We start from the raw sequence: 18,077 nt of genomic DNA on the forward strand, positions 1-18,077 counted from the left end.
CAAAACCGCATCTCAGTTCCATAATCTATCTTATGCGACTTTCGGATGGTGGAAAATAACAGCGTGAACCGAACGAAAGCTCTCTGAATTTTGCATCGATTGGCTTAGTTAGGATTTCACCCCTACCGCAAACGACCCCATCCTACCACCCAACACGGAAATTCAGCTAACCATCATTAAGACCATCACGAAATGACCGCATCTCCTCCTTTTCTCGGCTTTCCCGAACGCCTCGCCGATGGTCGCATGCCCCGTGCGGTGATCTTCGGAGCCGGTCACGGCAGCACCTATCCCGGCGAGGACAGCAGCGGCTATGCCTTGGCCGCCGACGCCATCCGCGCTGCGAGCCATGGCGATGCCGAGCTCGTCGAGCACTGGGATTTCGATCTCGGCGGCCCGCTGTTCGACGGCAAGCCGGTCTGCTGCATCGACGCCGGCGACATCCCGACCACCATGCATGACAATGCCGGCAACCGGGCCCGAATCGAGGCGACGACGCGCGAGATCCTGGCATTGCCGGCCGTACCGATCCTGCTCGGTGGCGACGATTCCGTGCCCATTCCCTTCCTCGCCGGCTTTGCGGATCACGGGCCGATCTGGATCCTGCAGATCGACGCCCATATCGACTGGCGCGGCGAGTTGCATGGCGAGCGCTACGGCTATTCGAACCCGATGCGCCGGGCGAGCGAGATGCCGCATGTCGCCGGCATCGTGCAGGTCGGCATCCGTGGCGTCGGCAGCGCACGCCTTAGCGAAATCGAAGCGGCGCGGCACTACGGCAGCCGCTTCGTAACCGCCCGCGAAGTTCACGCCGAGGGCGTCGACGCTGCTCTCCGGCATATTCCGGAAGGAGCGCGGATCGTCGTCACCCTCGACTGCGACGGCCTCGATCCCAGCATCATGCCGGGCGTGGCGGCGCGTACGCCCGGCGGCCTCACCTACACGCAGGTGATCGATCTGATCGCCGGCCTCGGCAAGCGGGCCAGGATCGCAGGATTCGACCTTGTCGAGCTCTATCCTCCGGCCGACATTGACGGCCTGTCGGCCCTGACCGCCGCGCGCCTTCTCGTCAATGTGATCGGCACCATCGTCCGGCAGATTTGAACCCAGCTTCTCGGGCGATCCGTCAGTGACAGGAAGGCTCGTCATCGCCTGATGCGACATTCCTGGTCGCAGGGGATGTGACTGTCCCTTGCCGCGAAGGCCGATTTCCTGGTCAGACCGCCCTCCGCGCTTTCCATTCGTGTCAAAATTCGATATCGCCAAAGTCGCCGCCGCCATCGGAGCCGGCGTCGCCTGCCGGGTCGGCAGCGGCTTCGTCTGGCTGTGACGCCGCCGGCTCGGTTGCCTGCGCTTCGCTTCCGCCAAACATGCCTGCGATGGCGTTGCCGAGAAGCACACCCCCAGCCACGCCCATCGCAGTCTGCGCGGCTCCTGCGAGAAACCCGCCGCCTGCCCTCTGCCGATCATTGCCCGAAAGCGGCTCCTGCGGCACAGCGGCAGCGGTGCGCCCGACCCGCGGGACCGAACCCGAGCGCCTGGCGCCGCCGCCGAAGAGCCCGCCAAGCAATCCGCCGCCGGCAGACTGCTTTGCCTGTTGTTCCAGTTCCTCGATGCGGGACTGTGCCGCGTTCAGGGCCTGCTCTTGCACGACGATGGTCTGCGCCATGTAGTATGGCGCGCCGGGCTGCCGGGCAATCTGGTCGTTGATGAAGCGTTCCGCTTCGGCATCGCGCGGCGGCGTCTGTCGCTCGACGTTCGCAAGTTTCTCGAAAAGATTCCCGATCGCCTGCTGGTCGTTCCTGTCCATGGGAAGCTACTCCGGTTGTCCAGGCGCGCCCCGCGTCCAAGAGATTCTCGCGACGCGCTCTAAGTCTCTGTTTTATGCATGTCGCGGCTCCAAAACCGCTGCCGCGACATGCAGTTGATTGACGGGCCTATTCGCGCTCGCCAGTGAAGTTCAGCAGCAGCTGGAAGATGTTGATGAAGTTCAGATAGAGTGAGAATGCACCGAAGACGGCGAGCTTCTGCTGCGATTCCGCACCGAAGTTTTCCGCAAACTGCTCCTTGATCGTCTGGGTATCCCAGGCGGTGAGACCGATGAAGACGGCGATGCCGATCACCGAGATGGCGAACTGGAGTGCGGTCGACCCGAGGAAGATATTGACGATGCTGGCAATCACCACGCCGATCAGGCCCATGATCAGGAAGGACGAGAACTGGGTCAGGTCGCGTTTGGTCGTATAGCCGTAAAGGCTGGTCGCGCCGAACATGGTGGCGGCGATGAAGAAGGTGCGCGCGATGCTGGTCCCGGTGAACACCAGGAACACGGACGCCAGCGACAGGCCCATGACCGCACAGAATGCCCAGAACATCGCCTGAGCGCCGGCCGCGGACATCGTCTGGATCCGGAACGAGAAAAGCAACACGAAGGCAAGCGGTGCCAGCATCACCACCCACTTCAACGGGCTGGAAAAGATCGGCACGTAGAGGGCTGGCGTGGAAGCCACCACGAAGGCGATCACGCCGGTAACGACGAGGCCAACTCCCATGTAGTTGTAGACGCGCAGCATGTGCTGGCGCAGGCCTTCGTCATAGACGGCGCCGGTTTGGGCTCCGACGCCGGTGCGGTATCCTAGATTGGGGGTATTCATGCGGGTTCTCCTTTGTGAGGGTCAGTAAAGCGTGTTGGCGAGCGTCTCTGCGGTGCGATCGAGATCGCGGACACCGCGTCGGGCGACGACTGCGTAAGCAACTTCGCCGATCTGGAAATAGGCCGAGGAAATTTCCCCCGAGGGGGCGACGGTCGGCTGGACCACGTCGAACGTTCCGGGCCTGATCGCGAACAGCGAGACCAGTCCCAGGTCCCTTGTTTCGACAGCCATCTCGACGCTCGGGCCGAACTGCGATGGATAGATCTGCACGTCACGGACTTTCCAGTCCTTCGGCAGCGACGGCATGACGATCGCCGTGGCGGCGCGGATTTCGTCCGCATCGTAATCAGGCGCTTCGGGCTGGGATGACATGGCCTCGCGCACGATCGTCGTCCTGTGTGCCCGGATCGCCTCCTCCAGATAGACAGGCGGCTGGGTCGAGGCGACGACTTTCGTCACCGATATCGGCCCAACGATCCCGTTCGCAAACCAGCCCGCGGCCACCAACACTGCGACCGCCGAAGCCCGCTGCAACGTGCGTAAGGCCCGACCCCGGGCCAGTCCCCGCTCCAGCCGCCGTGCTGCGTCGGCCGTTGCCGGCCGCGCCATGCTCTTGGACCCGGCAAGCGCCACGCGCAGTTCGTCGCGCGTCCTGAGGTCGGACATCACGCGAGCGGCCGCCTCCGGACGGGCGGAAAGAAACGCCTCGACCTCGATGCGGCGGGCAACGTCCAGCTGGTCGTCGACATAGGCGTCGAGGTCGGCATCGGTCACCGGGTCGCGCAGTTCGCTCATCATGGACATCACGGGCCTCCCACGATCTTGAGGTGGCTTTTCGCACGTGCCGGCAATTTGTCCTCCATCTCGCGGAGCGCCGCGCGCGCCCTGCCGATGCGCGACATCAGCGTTCCCAGCGGTACGCCGCTGGCCTCGGCCGCCTGGCTGTAGGTAAGTCCCTCGATGGCGACGAGATGCAGCGCCGAACGCTGCTCATCCGGTAATTTGAAAAAAGCTTCGCGCACCTGTGCCAGCCGGACGGAATGCTCCTGGGGAGCCTGCACGCTGGCGTCGATAAGATATCCGGCCTGCTCGACGCGCGCCGCTTCGGACTTGCGGGACCGCAAACCGTCAATGAAAGCATTGTGAACGATCGACAGCAGCCATGCGCGCAGGTTCCCGCCGGAGCGGAAGGTGCCGCGCCGCTCATAGGCACGCACCAGCGCGTCATGCACCAGATCCTCTGCTTCTGCGCTGTCGCGCGTCAGCGAACGCGCGTAGCGCCTCAGAGAACCAAGCTGTCCTATGATATCGAAGCGTGGCATCGACCCTCTCATGTCCTGTTTACGGAGCATGGCAGGTTTTTAATCCCGCTCTTTGAGTTTTTTGCGATCCGGAAAGGTCTGGCATCAACGGTACAACGCCACCATCGCGCGTACGGCTTCTTTGTCCGCGAACGAGCAGCCCTCCCCTCAGCCGCCACAATTCGCCGCGCGGTTTTAGCCCCACCGGGGATTCGATGTTTATACCTGAATTAATTTGTGACGCGGAAAACCGGGAAGTTGTCATCTTTCTCGGGCACTTGCCAGTTAAAGGCAGGAAACAGTCACCGCCGAATCTTCGCTTCACCGACGGCCGTTTGGGCCTGCCTTGTTCAACGAATTACCGACCCAACATGACAAGCAATGTGCCAACCCAGCGGGATACCCGCATCGATGTCTTCCGCGCGCTAGCGCTACTGACGATCTTCATCAACCATGTGCCGGGGACGATCTTCGAGTATTTCACGCACAAGAATTTCGGCTTTTCCGATTCGGCCGAAGCCTTCGTGCTGATTTCGGGGATTGCCGTTGGGCACGCCTACGGACTGAAGTTCCGGCCGGGAAACCGGTTGCTCGTTACCCTGAAGGCCTGGCGGCGCGCCGGTGTCCTCTATGTCACCCACGTCATGACCACGGTGGCGACGCTGGCGATCTTCTCGGCGGCTGCACTGCATTTCTCGCGGCCCGATCTTTTAAAGCTGATCAACATTCACATGATCATCGAGGACACGCCGGAAGCGCTGCTCGGCATCGCCGCGCTCGGTCATCAGATCGGCTATAACAACATTCTTTCCATGTATGCCGTCGTACTTCTGATGATGCCGCTTTTCCTGTGGATCGGCACTTTCAGCCTGCGCCTGATGCTTGCTGCGTCCGCTCTTCTCTGGCTCATCGTCGGCATTTTCCAGATCGCGCCTTCGAATTTTCCCGGCGACGGGTTCTGGTTCCTGAACCCGCTCTCCTGGCAGTTTCTGTTCGTTATCGGGATCGCCGGCATGCTGCACGTCAAGCGGGGCGGCGAAATCCGCTTCAACTGGATGATGGCGAGCGCGGCCCTCGGGTATCTGGTCGGCGCGCTGATTTGGGTGCGGCTGCCGCTGTGGGGCATGGAAACGGCCTCCGGCCTGCCTACCGTGCTGACCGGCTTCGACAAGACATTCCTTTCGCTGTCGCGGCTCATGCACATTCTGGCGATCGCCTATCTGATCGTGGCGATCCCGGCGCTTTCCAACCTGGCGAAGACCGGGCCCGGACACCCGTTCGCGGTTCTCGGCAAGCATTCGCTGCCGGTCTTCATCGCCGGAACGATCCTCGCCATGATCGCGCAGGTCATGAAGGTCGTCAGCCCGGGCGGGCTCCTCTACGACGCGATCCTGATCTCGACAGGCATCGCGCTGCAGTTCGGCTTCGCCTATTACCTCGAATGGCTGCCGCGGATCGGTTGGGGAGGCAAGAAGCAGCAACCTGTCGCCGCCTTACCGTCTGCTGCCCTCAAGCTGGCGTCATAGAACGGCGTCGACGAGCCGTGCCGTCAAGCTTTCGCCGCGTGCGAGCCTTTCCTCAAGGCATGCTATGGATTTCTGCGTCCTATCTCCTGGTTTGGCGGTTTTCAGCCTGGTGCAAATGAAACCGCTGGCGCAGCACAGCCGATTTGCGTATCACTCCGCCGCCAACGGAAACCGCGCCGATGTTCGAAGACCTCCAGCCTGCCCCAGCCGACAAGATCCTTGCCTTGATCGGCCTCTATCGCGCCGATCCCCGCCCCGGCAAGGTCGACCTCGGCGTCGGCGTCTACAAGGATCGCGATGGCAAGACGCCGGTGATGCGCGCCGTGCGCGAAGCCGAAAAGCGACTGCTGCAGAGCCGGGACACCATGACCTATCTCGGCCTTGCGGGCGATACCGGCTTCAACACAGCGATGTCGGGGCTGGTCTTTGGCCCTGCGGCCGAGTTTTCGCGCATCCGCGCGGCGCAGGCACCCGGCGGCTCCGGCGCGCTGCGGCTGGTGGCCGAACTGCTCAAGAGGACGCGATCCGACGCGACGATCTGGCTGTCGGACCCGACATGGCCGAACCACATGCCGGTGATGCGCGCCGCCGGCTTGGAGATACGCGAATATTCCTACTTCGACGCTGCATCAGGTGCTGTTCGCTTCGCCGACATGATGAGCGCGCTGGCGACCGCCAAGAGCGGCGACGTGGTGCTGCTGCATGGTTGCTGCCACAACCCGACAGGAGCCAATCTGGACACCGCGCAGTGGGCCGAAATAGCCGACCTGGTTATCGAGCGCGGCCTGCTGCCTTTTGTCGACATTGCCTATCAAGGCTTTGGCGAGGGGCTGGACGCGGACGCCACCGGCTTGCGCCTGCTGGCTGAAAAAGTTCCGGAAATGGTCGTTGCTTCGAGTTGCTCCAAGAATTTCGCCGTGTATCGTGACCGTGTCGGCGCGGCCATGATCCTGGCTAAAGACAGCGCGCAGGCGGATGTCGCAATGAGCCAGATGCTGTCGGCGGCGCGCGCTATGTACTCGATGCCGCCGGACCACGGCGCGGCCGCGGTGCGCATCGTGCTTGAAGACGCCACACTGCGCGCCGACTGGGAAGCGGAGCTAGAGGAGATGCGCCTGCGCATGCTGCGGCTTCGTGTGCAGTTCGCCGAAGCGCTGCGGCGGCAGTCCAATTCCGATCGCTTCGATTTCGTCGCCAGCCATCGCGGCATGTTTTCCCGGCTTGGCCTGTCCGAAGCGCAGGTCGAGCGGCTGCGGGCCGAGCACGGTGTCTATATGGTCGGCGACAGCCGCATCAACGTCGCCGGCCTGCCGGAGGACGGCATGGACGCGCCCGCCAAGGCGATCGTCTCAGTGCTCGATTGAGCCGACCGTCGCTGGCAACTGTGGACAATGCGCCCTTGCCGGGTGACAGCATTGGCTGAGGGATCGCTGCACGATAGCGTCGACAGATGAAACCTTCGAACGACATTTCCCGGCTGATCGAGATTATGGCGGCGCTGCGTGCGCCGGAAACCGGCTGCCCGTGGGATATCGAGCAGGATTTCTCAACCATCGCGCCCTACACGATCGAGGAAGCCTACGAGGTGGCGGACGCGATCGCGCGCGGCGACCTGGACGATCTGCGCGACGAGCTCGGCGACCTCCTGCTGCAGGTCGTCTACCATGCGCAGATGGCCGAGGAGGCCGGTGAATTCGCCTTTGACGACGTGGTCCAGACCATTACCACAAAAATGATCCGCCGCCATCCGCATGTCTTCGGCGACGAGAAGGCGCGCAGCGCCGGCATGGCCAAGGGCATGTGGGAGAAGATCAAGACCGAGGAAAAAGCGGAAAAGCGAAACGCCCGCCTCGCCCGCGGGCACGATCCTGAGGATCATGGCAATGGTTTTCTGGACAGCGTACCGGTCGCCCTGCCCGCGTTGACCCGGGCACTCAAGCTGCAGGAGAAGGCGGCCCGCGTCGGCTTCGACTGGAGCGAGGCCACGCCGATCCTCGACAAGATCGAGGAAGAGATCGGCGAGTTGCGCCAGGCCCTTGCCAAGGGCGATACAGCTTCGATCAAGGACGAGTTCGGCGACATGCTGTTTGCCGTCGTCAATCTCGGGCGTCATCTCAAGGTTGATTCCGAAGCGGCGCTCAGCGGGACCAACGAGAAATTCCGGTCGCGGTTCCGCTATGTCGAGCAAGCGCTGGAAGCGTCCGGAGACACGCTGGAAAGGGCGACGCTCGACGAGATGGAGGCGCTTTGGCAGCAAGCCAAAAGCGCGAAGTAACAGAAATTATCCGTTGTTTTTACGATGCAATCTGGTTTCTATCTCTTCGTGTGCGCTTCGCGTCGCTTTGAGCGACACGGTTATACCGCCATCGTCATTGTCGGTGCGCGTGACGACGTCGCCATTGCGGTAGAGCCAGTCGACGAACCCAAGCTGGTCAGGCTTGAGCGTGACGGTCAGCGTTTCCAGTTCGCCTGAAACTCTTGTCTCCATGATCGCCTTCAGCACATCGATGCCCTCGCCGGTGGCGGCCGATATGGCAATCGGCGGCGCCTTGTTGCCGTCGATGCCGTCGGCGAGCAATCGCGCCCGGTTGCCTTCATCGAGCCGGTCGATCTTGTTCCACACTTCGATGACGCGCTTGCTGTCGCCGGCATCGACGCTGAGATCGGCGAGGATGCGCTCGACATCCTCGGCCTGGGCGGCCGTATCGGGGTCCGAAATATCGCGCAGATGGATGACGAGATCGGCCTCGACCACCTCTTCCAGCGTTGCCCGGAAGGCCGCGATCAGATGCGTCGGCAGGTCCGAAATGAAACCGACGGTGTCCGAAAGGATGACCGGCGTGCCGTGCGGCAGTCGCACCCGACGCAGTGTCGGGTCGAGCGTGGCAAACAGCATGTCCTCGGCCAGCACCTCTGCTCCGGTCAGCCTGTTGAACAGCGTCGACTTGCCGGCGTTGGTATAGCCGACGATCGCCACAACCGGGAACGGCACCTTCTTGCGCTTGGCGCGGTGGAGATCGCGGGTCCGCCGCACTGTTTCCAGCTCGTGCTTCAGCTTGTTGATCTTGTCCTGCAGGACACGGCGGTCCGACTCGATCTGCGTTTCGCCAGGACCGCCAAGGAAACCGGCGCCGCCGCGCTGGCGCTCGAGGTGGGTCCAGCTTCGCACGAGCCGGCCCTTCTGATAGTTGAGGTGCGCAAGATCGACCTGCAGCGTACCTTCCTTGGTGCGCGCGCGCTCGCCGAAAATCTCCAGGATCAGCCCGGTGCGATCCAGGACCTTGGCGTTCAATTCTTTTTCCAGATTGCGTTGCTGCACCGGCGTCAACGGATGGTCGACAATAACCAGTTCGGCACGGCCCTCTTTGACGATCTCGGCGAACTCCGCGACCTTGCCGCTGCCGAGCAAGGTCGCAGGCCGCGGATCATTGACGGTCACCACCGCGGTATGGATCGGGTCGAGGTCAATGGCTTGGGCAAGACCAACCGCTTCGTCGTGGCGGGCCTCGGCGGAACGCATCAGGCGCGGACGATTGGTGTCTTCGTCGCCGCGCGGCTGGCGGGTAAGCACCGGCACGATGACCACGGCCCGGGTCGGGCCTTCGGCTTCCGTCCCCGGCTGATATGCTGGTTTTTCGCGAACGCTGCGGTCCGCGTCTTTCTTACGTGCCAATCAGGCGCCCTGGCTTTCCTCGCCATCGAACATCTGAACCGGCTGGCTCGGCATGATCGTGGAAATGGCGTGCTTGTAGACGAGCTGGGAATGGCCGTCTCGACGCAGCAGAACACAGAAATTGTCGAACGAAGTAACCACACCGGTCAGCTTCACGCCGTTGATGAGAAAGATGGTGAGTGGGTTTTTGCTTTTGCGAACTGAATTCAGGAACAGGTCCTGAAGATTTTGCGATCGTTCCGCCATTGTTCTTGTCTTTCGCCGATCCCCTTCGGTTTGCACCTCAATGCGCCAAATTACCCGGCACGTGTCAAGCGCGCAAACACCATCTTGCCGTCAATAACGACAAGCAGAACGAGATATATTGATGTTCATTCCACCTGTGCGGTTATCAGGCTGGACTTTTTTCCGCAACGTCAAAAAAGGCTTGCCGCAAGGAAAGTGTTATCGAGCCCGGATGGCCATTGGCGACGGGAGCGCCGTCGATCGCCACGATCGGCATGGCGATGGTGGTCGCGGAGCTGATGAAAACCTCGCGCGCAGCCTTGGCCTCGGCGACCGAAAAGCCGCGCTCCTCGATCTTCAGGCCGAGCTTGGCGGCCACTTCGAACAGCGTGGTGCGGGTGATGCCGCGCAGGATGCCGTGCTCGGCCGGACGCGTCACCAGCACACCATCCCTGGTGATGATCCAGGCGTTCGACGATCCACCTTCCTTGACGGTGCCGTCGGCATCGACGAACCAGGCTTCCTGGGCGCCGGCTTCCTTGGCCTTCTGCTTGGCGAGCACATTTGGCAGCAGGCCGACCGACTTGATATCGACCCGATCCCAACGATTCTCCGGCACGGTGATAACCTTGATTCCGCTTTCGGCTCTCTTCGCGGCAGCAGCGGGGTCGGCTTTCCTGGCGGTCACCACCAGCGACGGCTTCGTGCCCGCCGCCGGGAAAATAAAGTCACGACTGGCGACGCCACGCGTCACCTGAAGATAGACCAGGCCATCGGTGACATGGTTGCGGCGAACCACCTCACGCATAATAATCGGCAACACGCCCCGCGTGACCGGCCAGTCGATCGACAATTCGGTCAGCGAGCGGTTTAGCCGTCCGAGATGGCGAGGCATATCAACGATGAAGCCGCGCGCTACCTCGCAGACCTCGTAGACGCCATCGGCGAACTGATAACCACGGTCCTCGACATGCACGAAGGCATCGGCGTGAGCGACATAGCGCCCGTTCACATAGGCAATGCGCGGCATGAGGTCACCCTGGAGAAGTCAGCGCATGACCCCGAAAATCGATTTCGATTTTCGGGGTCATGCGCAAAAATCAAAATGCTACAGCGTCCTTTGAGCGTCCCAAAAGACCCGCGGCGCTGCAGCGCTTTCTTATGCGATTCCGCCGGCGCCGTAACCGATAATTGCGTAGGCCATGATGGAAATCAGACGCCCAGCGACTTCAGCTTGCGGTGAAGCGCCGAGCGTTCCATGCCGATGAACTCGGCCGTTTTCGAGATGTTGCCGCCAAAACGATTGATCTGGGCGATCAGATAGTCCTTCTCGAATTGTTCGCGCGCTTCACGCAACGGCAGCGCCATGATGTGCTGATCGGATTGGTTTGGCGTGCGCGGCATGACATCGCCGATCTCGGCAGGCAAAAGATCGGCGGTGATCGGTGCATCGATATCGTCGCCGCGCGCCAGGATCATCAGTCGCTCGACGTTGTTGCGCAACTGGCGGACGTTGCCTGGCCAGTTGTGCGCCTGCAGCACCGCCAGCGCGTCGTCGCCGATGCGCCGCGGCCGGATACCGGCCTGGCGGGCGATCTGTTTCATGAAATTGTCGACAAGATAGGGGATGTCCTCCCGCCGCTCGGCCAATCCCGGCACCATGACCGGAACCACCGCCAGACGGTGATAGAGATCCTCCCGGAAACGACCGTCCGCGATCATCGCCTCCAGGTTCTGCGAGGTCGAAGAAATGATTCGGACATCGACCTTGACCCGTTTGGTGCCTCCTACCCGCTCGAACTGCTGTTCGACCAGCACGCGCAGAATCTTGTTTTGCGTTTCGCGCGGCATGTCGGCCACTTCGTCGATGTAGAGAATGCCGCGATGGGCTTCCTCAAGCGCGCCGACCTTGCGTTCGACACCGTTGGATTCGGTACCGAACAGCTCGACCTCCATGCGTTCGGGCGTGATGTTGGCAGCGCTCAGCGTGACAAATGGTGCGCTCTTGCGCGCCGACAGCGTGTGGATGGCGCGAGCCGCGAGTTCCTTGCCCGACCCGGACGGGCCGATGATCATGACGCGGCTGTTGGTCGGCGCAACGCGCTCGATGGTCTGGCGCAACTGGCTCATCGCCGACGACATGCCGATCAGGTCGAAGGTTTCGCCGCTGCGCAGCTTGAGATCAGAAACCTCGCGTCTGAGTTTCGAGGTTTCAATCGCACGTTCGGCGATGAGAATCAGCCTGTCGGCCTTGAACGGTTTCTCGATAAAGTCATAGGCGCCGCGGCGGATGGCCGAGACCGCCGTCTCGATGTTGCCGTGGCCCGAGATCATCACCACAGGCAAGCTCGGATGCATCGTCTTGATCTCGTCCAGCAACGCCAGTCCGTCCAGACGTGAGCCTTGCAGCCAGATATCAAGGAAAATCAGCCTCGGCGCCCGGTCGGCTACCGCCGCCAGGGCGCTGTCGGCATCGAATGCCGTGCGGGTTTCGTGACCTTCGTCGCTTAGGATACCGGCGACGAGTTCACGGATGTCTTCCTCGTCATCGACGATGAGAATGTCAGACGCCATTACCGACCTTTTCAGTTTCTCTTTCGTTTTCCGTCTTGCCTTCGCCGCGCGACGGCACGGTGGCGGCGAGCGGCAGAATGATGCTGATCATCGCGCCTCGCCCGTCGTGGAAATCCGCCGGCGCGTCATGCAGTTCGAGCCGGCCGCCATGGTCCTCCACTATCTTCTTGACGATAGCGAGGCCGAGCCCCGTGCCTTTCTCGCGTGTCGTCATGTAAGGCTCGAGCAATCGCTGGCGATTCTCGCGCGGCAAGCCCTTGCCGTTGTCGATGACATCGATGCGAATCGCACCATTCTGGCGCCCGGCTTGAATCCGGATTATGCCGTGCGAGCGGTCCTTTTGATCAAGTCCGTCAATCGCCTCGGCCGCGTTCTTGATAACATTGCCAAAAGCCTGCGCCATCAGGCGGCTGTCGAACGTGCCTTTGAGCGGCTCGTTGCCGAACACGCGCTCGAAGGTGATATCGGATCGGCTCACTTCGACGAGGAACGAGGCTTCGCGCAACGATTCGCGCAAATCGAGGGCCTTCATTTCGGGCTTGGGCATGCGTGCGAAAGCGGAGAACTCGTCGACCATCCGGCCGATGTCCTCTACTTGCCTGATGATCGTATCGGTGCACTGATCGAAAACCTCGCGGTCTTCGGTGATGACCTTGCCGTAGCGGCGCTTGATGCGCTCGGCGGAAAGCTGGATAGGTGTCAGCGGGTTCTTGATCTCGTGGGCGATGCGCCGCGCCACATCCGCCCAGGCCGAGGAACGCTGCGCCTGGACCAGATCGGTGATGTCATCGACGGTTACGACATAGGACTTCTCCTCCGAACCGTCGTCGCCGGCCTCGACCGTGATCTGCACGTTGAAGGTCCGCTCCGTTCCGGCGCGATAGAAGGTCACCTGCTCGCGGTGGACAGGCTTGCCCGACTTACGGCCGATCTCGAATACGCGGCCGACATGCGGCAGCACGGCGGAGAGGTTTTGCCCGAGTGCGGCGGTAGCAGATATGGCCAGCATCGTTTCAGCCGACCGGTTGACGATGGTGACGATGCCATATGGATCGACGCCGATGACGCCGGCGGTGACACCGGCAAGCACGGCTTCCGAAAAACGCCGCCGCTCGTCGATCAAATCCTTGGCGGACAGTATCTCGTTACGCTGCGATTTCAGTTCCAGCAGCATCTTGTTGAAGGTGTCGCCGAGCGAGGCGACGTCGCCGTCGGAGGGCCGAACCGGCACGGCAACGTCGAGATTGCCGGTCGCGACCTCGTCGGCCGCGCCGATGAGCTGGCGTATCGGCCGCACCAGGCGGTCTGCCACGGCGATTCCGGTCCAGATGGCGGACAGAATGATGATCAGCGTCAGCGACAGGTAGGGAAGTGCGAACGCCACCTGCGAAGTGCGGCGATTGTCTTCCAGACCGCGATATTCGTCGGTGTTGGATCTGACAATCTGCCGCGCCTTGATCACCTCGGGATCGACGAGCCGGATGGTGTAGAGATAGAGCCCTTCGATCTCGCGCAGTTTGACGATGGCGCCCATGATGTTGCGCGTCTTCGGCTCGATCAGCACCGGCCTGCCGTCGGCGGCACTGCTCATGGCGCCTTCCGGCGGCTCCGGCATGGCAAAATCGGCGTCGGTCTTGGCGCTCATGACGAACGAACCGTCGGGCCTGACCAGTGCGGCATGGGCCAGCGAGCGTCCGACGGCTTCCTTGTTCATGAGATCGAGGAAGCCGGTTCGATCGAGGCCGTAGAGTGCACGGGAGGCGTCGAGATCGTAAGCCATCGACAGGGTCGTTCCCTGGAGATTGCGCGCATTCTCCTGCACATAGGCATCGGCGATCGACAGCGACGAATTGACGATCGTCTTGGTACGGATCTCGAACCAGCGATCAAGACCGATATCGAGTGTGATCGAGGCGATAATGGCCACCATGATGGCGGGAATCGCGGCGACCAGCGCGAACATCGCCACGATCCGTACATGCAGCCGCGATGCCGCCTTGCCGCGCCGGCGCGCCATCACGATACGATGCACTTCGCGGCCGACCAGCGCGATCAGAAACAGGATGAACGCCGCATTGAGCGCGATAAGCGCCAGCGTTGTCCTCTCGTCCGGCGTGATCGGCGTGGCGCCGACGAGGATGGCGAAGGAGATCGCCGCCGTAACCAGCGCACCGGCAATTGCCACTACGCCGGGCAGCGCAAGCAGCCGGCGCCCGTCCCGTGTGCCAGGTTCGCTGAAAAGCGCTTCGCTCGGTGTCGGTGCCTGTGGAGCCATGTCGCCGTCTAGAGCCAGTGATTGCGTCGGATGTATGCAACGCATTGTGGCGATTATGCAACAAGTGTGACCTGGACGGAAATGTTTCGGCGATCGATCCCCCGAAAAGCTTCGCTCTGTCGCACCGGCCCGAAAACGGATTCGATTTTTCGGAAAGCACGATGCGCAAAGCTCAAAGTGTTAGAGAGAACTTTGTACGTCCGAACGGACGCACGTCGCTCTAAGCCTGCCTGGTCGATTTGTAGACGTTGACGCCGAGTTCGCGAATTTTCTTGCGCAGCGTGTTGCGGTTGAGGCCCAGGAGTTCCGCAGCCTTGATCTGGTTGCCGCGGGTTGCCGTCATCGAGGCCAGCACCAGCGGATATTCGACCTCGGAGAGAATGCGCTGATAGAGGCCGGCGGGCGGCAAATCGCCTGCGAAGGAAGCAAAATAGCGCTGCAGGAAATGTTCTACCGCCTGGCCGATGGAGAGATCGTCGGGAATGAGGTTGCCGCCACCGGGAACGACCGGCCTCTCGCCGGTCTTCAGTTCCGCCTCGATGATTTCGGCGGAAATCTCATCCTGCGAATAGAGTGCGGCAAGCCTGCGGACAAGATTTTCGAGCTCGCGCACGTTGCCTGGCCACGGATAGCGCTTCATCAGCTCGATGCCGCCGGTGGAGATCCGCTTGGTCTGCAGCCCTTCGCTGGCGCCGAGCTTGAAGAAGTGCCGGACGAGATCCGGAACGTCCTCGGACCGCTCGCGCAGCGCCGGCAGCCTTAGCGGCACGACATTCAGGCGATAGAACAGATCCTCGCGGAAAAGTCCCTGATTGATCAGCGTGCGCAGATCCTTGTTGGTGGCGGCGACGATGCGGACGTCGGTTTTGATCGGCGTACGGCCGCCGACAGTGGTGTACTCGCCCTGCTGCAGGACACGCAGCAGGCGCGTCTGCGCTTCCATCGGCATGTCGCCGATCTCATCGAGGAAGAGCGTGCCGCCTTCGGCCTGCTCGAAACGGCCGGTGGAGCGGTTCTGCGCACCTGTGAAGGCGCCTTTCTCATGCCCGAACAGTTCCGATTCGATCAGGTCGCGCGGGATCGCCGCCATGTTGATCGCGACGAAGGGGCCGCCACGACGGCGGCCATATTCGTGCAGCGCGCGCGCCACCAGTTCCTTGCCGGTGCCCGATTCGCCTGAAATCATCACCGTTAGGTCGGTCTGCATCATACGCGCCAGCATGCGGTAGATGTCCTGCATGGCGGCCGAGCGGCCGACCAGCGGCATCGTTTCCGGTGGCTCGTCGGCCCGTGCATCGATCTTCGGCCGTCGGGGCTCGGAAAGCGCCCGGTTGACGATGTTGAGAAGCTCGGTCAGGTCGAACGGTTTCGGCAGATATTCGTAGGCGCCGGTTTCGGAGGCACGAATCGCGGTCATGAACGTGTTCTGGGCGCTCATGACGATGACGGGCAGTTCCGGTCGCGCCTTCTTGATGCGCGGCAGCATGTCGAAAGCGTTCTCGTCCGGCATGACCACGTCGGTGATGACGAGATCGCCCTCGCCGGCCGCCACCCAGCGCCATAGCGTCGAGGCGTTGGACGTCACGCGCACCTCGTGGCCGACGCGCGAAAGCGCCTGATTGAGGACCGTGCGGATCGCCGCATCGTCATCGGCGACGAGAATATTGCCGCGAACCATCATTTGCGGTCTCCTTCGCCATCATCGTCTGTGCCGAACGGCGTTTCTTTCCAGGCTGGCATCAGGATGCGGAAGGTGGTTGCGCGCGGCGTCGAATCGCATTCGATGATGCCGCCATGCTCGCCGACGATTTTCGCGACCAGCGCCAGACCAAGCCCCGACCCGTTCGGCTTGGTGGTGATGAAGGGATCGAACAGGATCGGCAGGATATCTTCGGAAACGCCAGAACCGTTGTCGCGCACGCAGAATTCCAGCGGCAGCGACACGCGGCCCTGCGTTCCGGGAACGGAAACACGGATGCCCGGCCGGAATGCGGTTGACAGGGTGATCTCGCCTTGCGGATCGCCGCCAATGGCCTCGGCCGCATTCTTGACCAGGTTGAGGAACACTTGGATGAGCTGGTCGCGGTTGGCGAAAACAGGAGGCAATGATGGATCATAATCCTCCAATATCTTGATCCGCTTGGCAAAACCGTTCTTGGCAATCGCCTTCACATGGTCGAGCACGACATGGATGTTGACCGGATAGCGATCGATGGGCCGCTCGTCGGAAAACACCTCCATGCGATCGACCAGCGAGACGATGCGGTCGGTCTCGTCGGTGATCAGCCGGGTCAGCGCGCGATCCTCGTCGGAAGCCGACAGTTCGAGCAGCTGGGCAGCACCCCGGATGCCGGATAGCGGGTTCTTGATCTCGTGGGCGAGCATCGCGGCAAGGCCGGTTACCGAGCGTGCCGCACCGCGGTGCGTCATCTGCCGGTCGATCTTGTCGGCCATCGATCGCTCCTGGAACATCACCACGACGGAGCCCGGGAATTCCGACACCGGCGCGACATAGAGATCTACGACCTTCTCGATGCCGAGGCGCGGCGACGATACGTCGACCCGGTATTCGTTGACGGGTGCCCGGCGCTCGCGCACCTGGTCGACAAGCGTCAGCAGCGGACTGCCGAAGGGAATGAGCTTGGGTAGTGTATTGCGGGCGAGCATGGTCGCGCTCGAGCGGAAGAAATCCTCGGCATCGGCATTGGCGAAGGTGATGAACCCGTCCGCATCGACCATGATCACTGGGCGGCGGATGGTGTTGAGCACAATGTGGGCGGCGTCCGCCATATCCATGCTCTGTGCAACGGTGGCGTTCATGCTGCGCTCCGCAGGTTCATCGCCTCGGCAGCGCGTGAAAACACCTCGCGTAACGCGGCAACGACGCGGACGGGCTCGAAGGAGGTGAGGATCGCCTTTCGCTGCTCATCAACGACGCCAACAGCGTGGCGGTCGAGATACCAGCCAAGATGCTTGCGCGCCTGGCGCACGCCGCTTTCGATGCCGTAGAGCGTTAGCATGTCCTCGTAGTGGGCAACGATGTAGTCGGCCAGCGCTTGCGGACTTTCGGGCACGCCGGGCGCCGCATCTTTTGCCGCGGCTGCCGCGATGCTGCCTGCCGTCCAGGGCGCGCCATAATGCGCGCGGCCGATCATCACCGCGTCGGCGCCCGACTGGTCGAGGATCATTGCCGCCTCCGCCGGCGATGCGACATCGCCATTGGCAACGACCGGGATCGACACGGCCTGTTTTGTTCGTGCGATGGCGCGCCAGTCGGCCTTGCCCTGGTAGAACTGGCAGCGCGTGCGGCCATGCACCGTCACCATCTGGATGCCCGCCTGCTCGGCGCGGCGCGCCAGCAGCGGCGCGTTGAGCGCGCTTTCGTCCCAGCCGAGCCGCATTTTTACCGTGACCGGCACCTCGACGGCGCCGACCACCGCCTCAATCAACGACAAAGCGTGATCGAGATCGCGCATCAGCGCCGAACCGGCATAGCCGCCCGTCACCTTCTTGGCCGGGCAGCCCATGTTGATGTCGATGATGTCGGCGCCCTCGCCCGCGGCGATTCGAGCGCCCTCGGCCATATGCGCCGCCTCATGGCCGGCAAGCTGGACCATGTGCACAGGCAGCCCGGAATGGCGGATGCGAAGGCCACAACCGGCCCTGCCCCTGGCAAGCTCGGCGCTCGCCACCATCTCCGACACGACCAATCCGGCGCCATGCGCATACGCACGCTGCCGGAACGGCTCATCGGTTATGCCCGACATCGGCGCGAGAAAAGCGCGATTGCGGATTCTCACACTACCCACGTCCAGCGGCGAAGCCAATTTGGTGAGGTCAAACATGCAC

General features: G+C 62.3%; 16 protein-coding genes. 4 read left to right on the plus strand and 12 right to left on the minus strand.

Translation table 11 applies throughout. The features are described 5' to 3' along the window. Nucleotides 1-192: 192 nt before the first annotated feature. Nucleotides 193-1,104, plus strand: coding sequence for an agmatinase (locus CIT31_RS23555; protein ID WP_095520603.1), 912 nt, complete (start codon nucleotides 193-195; stop codon nucleotides 1,102-1,104). A 142-nt stretch (nucleotides 1,105-1,246) separates the two neighbouring features. Here the strand turns inward: CIT31_RS23555 and CIT31_RS23560 are convergent, their stop codons facing one another. The 4 genes from CIT31_RS23560 to CIT31_RS23575 all read right to left on the minus strand — a co-directional run bounded on the left by CIT31_RS23560 (nucleotide 1,247) and on the right by CIT31_RS23575 (nucleotide 3,976). Next, nucleotides 1,247-1,810: a DUF2076 domain-containing protein gene (locus tag CIT31_RS23560; protein WP_095520604.1), complete on the minus strand. Its 564-nt coding sequence runs from the start codon at nucleotides 1,808-1,810 to the stop codon at nucleotides 1,247-1,249. 127 nt (nucleotides 1,811-1,937) lie between these two features. Then, nucleotides 1,938-2,654: a Bax inhibitor-1/YccA family protein gene (locus CIT31_RS23565; protein WP_029352369.1), complete on the minus strand. Its 717-nt coding sequence runs from the start codon at nucleotides 2,652-2,654 to the stop codon at nucleotides 1,938-1,940. A gap of 21 nt (nucleotides 2,655-2,675) precedes the next feature. Further along, nucleotides 2,676-3,449, minus strand: coding sequence for an anti-sigma factor family protein (locus CIT31_RS23570; RefSeq protein ID WP_095520656.1), 774 nt, complete (start codon nucleotides 3,447-3,449; stop codon nucleotides 2,676-2,678). An 8-nt stretch (nucleotides 3,450-3,457) separates the two neighbouring features. After that, nucleotides 3,458-3,976 (minus strand): sigma-70 family RNA polymerase sigma factor, encoded by a 519-nt coding sequence (locus tag CIT31_RS23575; RefSeq protein WP_029352365.1) that lies wholly within the window; start codon nucleotides 3,974-3,976, stop codon nucleotides 3,458-3,460. Between the two features lie 350 nt (nucleotides 3,977-4,326). On the opposite strand from CIT31_RS23575, the gene CIT31_RS23580 reads away from it, so the two are divergent. The 3 genes from CIT31_RS23580 (at nucleotide 4,327) to mazG (ending at nucleotide 7,756) form a co-directional block, all read left to right on the plus strand. Then, nucleotides 4,327-5,481 (plus strand): OpgC family protein, encoded by a 1,155-nt coding sequence (locus CIT31_RS23580; RefSeq protein ID WP_095520606.1) that lies wholly within the window; start codon nucleotides 4,327-4,329, stop codon nucleotides 5,479-5,481. Between the two features lie 179 nt (nucleotides 5,482-5,660). Further along, nucleotides 5,661-6,845, plus strand: coding sequence for an amino acid aminotransferase (locus CIT31_RS23585; RefSeq protein WP_095520607.1), 1,185 nt, complete (start codon nucleotides 5,661-5,663; stop codon nucleotides 6,843-6,845). Nucleotides 6,846-6,931: 86 nt separating this feature from the next. Next, complete coding sequence (gene mazG / locus CIT31_RS23590; protein WP_095520608.1) at nucleotides 6,932-7,756, plus strand: nucleoside triphosphate pyrophosphohydrolase; 825 nt, start codon at nucleotides 6,932-6,934, stop codon at nucleotides 7,754-7,756. Between the two features lie 6 nt (nucleotides 7,757-7,762). Here mazG and hflX read toward each other — a convergent pair whose 3' ends face one another. From hflX to dusB, 8 genes are all read right to left on the minus strand, one after another. Continuing rightward, nucleotides 7,763-9,154, minus strand: coding sequence for a GTPase HflX (gene hflX, locus CIT31_RS23595; RefSeq protein ID WP_095520609.1), 1,392 nt, complete (start codon nucleotides 9,152-9,154; stop codon nucleotides 7,763-7,765). Continuing rightward, on the minus strand, nucleotides 9,155-9,400 hold the full coding sequence (gene hfq / locus CIT31_RS23600) for an RNA chaperone Hfq (RefSeq protein WP_006202172.1): 246 nt from the start codon (nucleotides 9,398-9,400) through the stop codon (nucleotides 9,155-9,157). It lies immediately after the preceding gene. Between the two features lie 145 nt (nucleotides 9,401-9,545). Then, a complete protein-coding gene (locus CIT31_RS23605; RefSeq protein ID WP_065008747.1) occupies nucleotides 9,546-10,409 on the minus strand; it encodes a D-amino-acid transaminase in 864 nt (287 codons plus the stop codon). 182 nt (nucleotides 10,410-10,591) lie between these two features. After that, a complete protein-coding gene (gene ntrX, locus CIT31_RS23610; protein ID WP_065008746.1) occupies nucleotides 10,592-11,953 on the minus strand; it encodes a nitrogen assimilation response regulator NtrX in 1,362 nt (453 codons plus the stop codon). Further along, complete coding sequence (locus CIT31_RS23615) at nucleotides 11,943-14,228, minus strand: sensor histidine kinase NtrY-like (protein ID WP_165778537.1); 2,286 nt, start codon at nucleotides 14,226-14,228, stop codon at nucleotides 11,943-11,945. The genes ntrX and CIT31_RS23615 overlap by 11 nt, the downstream gene beginning before the upstream one ends. Nucleotides 14,229-14,448: 220 nt before the next feature. After that, entirely contained in the window at nucleotides 14,449-15,909 is a 1,461-nt protein-coding gene (gene ntrC, locus CIT31_RS23620) for a nitrogen regulation protein NR(I) (RefSeq protein WP_029352345.1), read from the minus strand. Continuing rightward, nucleotides 15,906-17,048: a two-component system sensor histidine kinase NtrB gene (locus tag CIT31_RS23625; RefSeq protein WP_029352343.1), complete on the minus strand. Its 1,143-nt coding sequence runs from the start codon at nucleotides 17,046-17,048 to the stop codon at nucleotides 15,906-15,908. Before CIT31_RS23625 ends, ntrC begins: the two co-directional genes overlap by 4 nt. Then, nucleotides 17,045-18,073, minus strand: a complete 1,029-nt coding sequence (dusB, locus tag CIT31_RS23630) for a tRNA dihydrouridine synthase DusB (RefSeq protein ID WP_095520610.1) — start codon at nucleotides 18,071-18,073, stop codon at nucleotides 17,045-17,047. The genes CIT31_RS23625 and dusB overlap by 4 nt, the downstream gene beginning before the upstream one ends. Nucleotides 18,074-18,077 lie beyond the last annotated feature (4 nt).

Origin of the sequence: Mesorhizobium wenxiniae (assembly GCF_002284535.1) — a bacterium.
Taxonomy (GTDB): domain Bacteria; phylum Pseudomonadota; class Alphaproteobacteria; order Rhizobiales; family Rhizobiaceae; genus Mesorhizobium; species Mesorhizobium wenxiniae.

Excerpts from the sequence above, each read along its gene's own strand:
- CIT31_RS23555 (WP_095520603.1), top strand. The coding sequence starts at position 193 with ATGACCGCATCTCCTCCTTTTCTCGGCTTTCCCGAACGCCTCGCCGAT.
- CIT31_RS23560 (WP_095520604.1), bottom strand. The coding sequence starts at position 1,810 with ATGGACAGGAACGACCAGCAGGCGATCGGGAATCTTTTCGAGAAACTT.
- CIT31_RS23565 (WP_029352369.1), bottom strand. The coding sequence starts at position 2,654 with ATGAATACCCCCAATCTAGGATACCGCACCGGCGTCGGAGCCCAAACC.
- CIT31_RS23570 (WP_095520656.1), bottom strand. The coding sequence starts at position 3,449 with ATGAGCGAACTGCGCGACCCGGTGACCGATGCCGACCTCGACGCCTAT.
- CIT31_RS23575 (WP_029352365.1), bottom strand. The coding sequence starts at position 3,976 with ATGCCACGCTTCGATATCATAGGACAGCTTGGTTCTCTGAGGCGCTAC.
- CIT31_RS23580 (WP_095520606.1), top strand. The coding sequence starts at position 4,327 with ATGACAAGCAATGTGCCAACCCAGCGGGATACCCGCATCGATGTCTTC.
- CIT31_RS23585 (WP_095520607.1), top strand. The coding sequence starts at position 5,661 with ATGTTCGAAGACCTCCAGCCTGCCCCAGCCGACAAGATCCTTGCCTTG.
- mazG (WP_095520608.1), top strand. The coding sequence starts at position 6,932 with ATGAAACCTTCGAACGACATTTCCCGGCTGATCGAGATTATGGCGGCG.
- hfq (WP_006202172.1), bottom strand. The coding sequence starts at position 9,400 with ATGGCGGAACGATCGCAAAATCTTCAGGACCTGTTCCTGAATTCAGTT.
- CIT31_RS23605 (WP_065008747.1), bottom strand. The coding sequence starts at position 10,409 with ATGCCGCGCATTGCCTATGTGAACGGGCGCTATGTCGCTCACGCCGAT.
- ntrX (WP_065008746.1), bottom strand. The coding sequence starts at position 11,953 with ATGGCGTCTGACATTCTCATCGTCGATGACGAGGAAGACATCCGTGAA.
- CIT31_RS23615 (WP_165778537.1), bottom strand. The coding sequence starts at position 14,228 with ATGGCTCCACAGGCACCGACACCGAGCGAAGCGCTTTTCAGCGAACCT.
- ntrC (WP_029352345.1), bottom strand. The coding sequence starts at position 15,909 with ATGATGGTTCGCGGCAATATTCTCGTCGCCGATGACGATGCGGCGATC.
- CIT31_RS23625 (WP_029352343.1), bottom strand. The coding sequence starts at position 17,048 with ATGAACGCCACCGTTGCACAGAGCATGGATATGGCGGACGCCGCCCAC.
- dusB (WP_095520610.1), bottom strand. The coding sequence starts at position 18,073 with ATGTTTGACCTCACCAAATTGGCTTCGCCGCTGGACGTGGGTAGTGTG.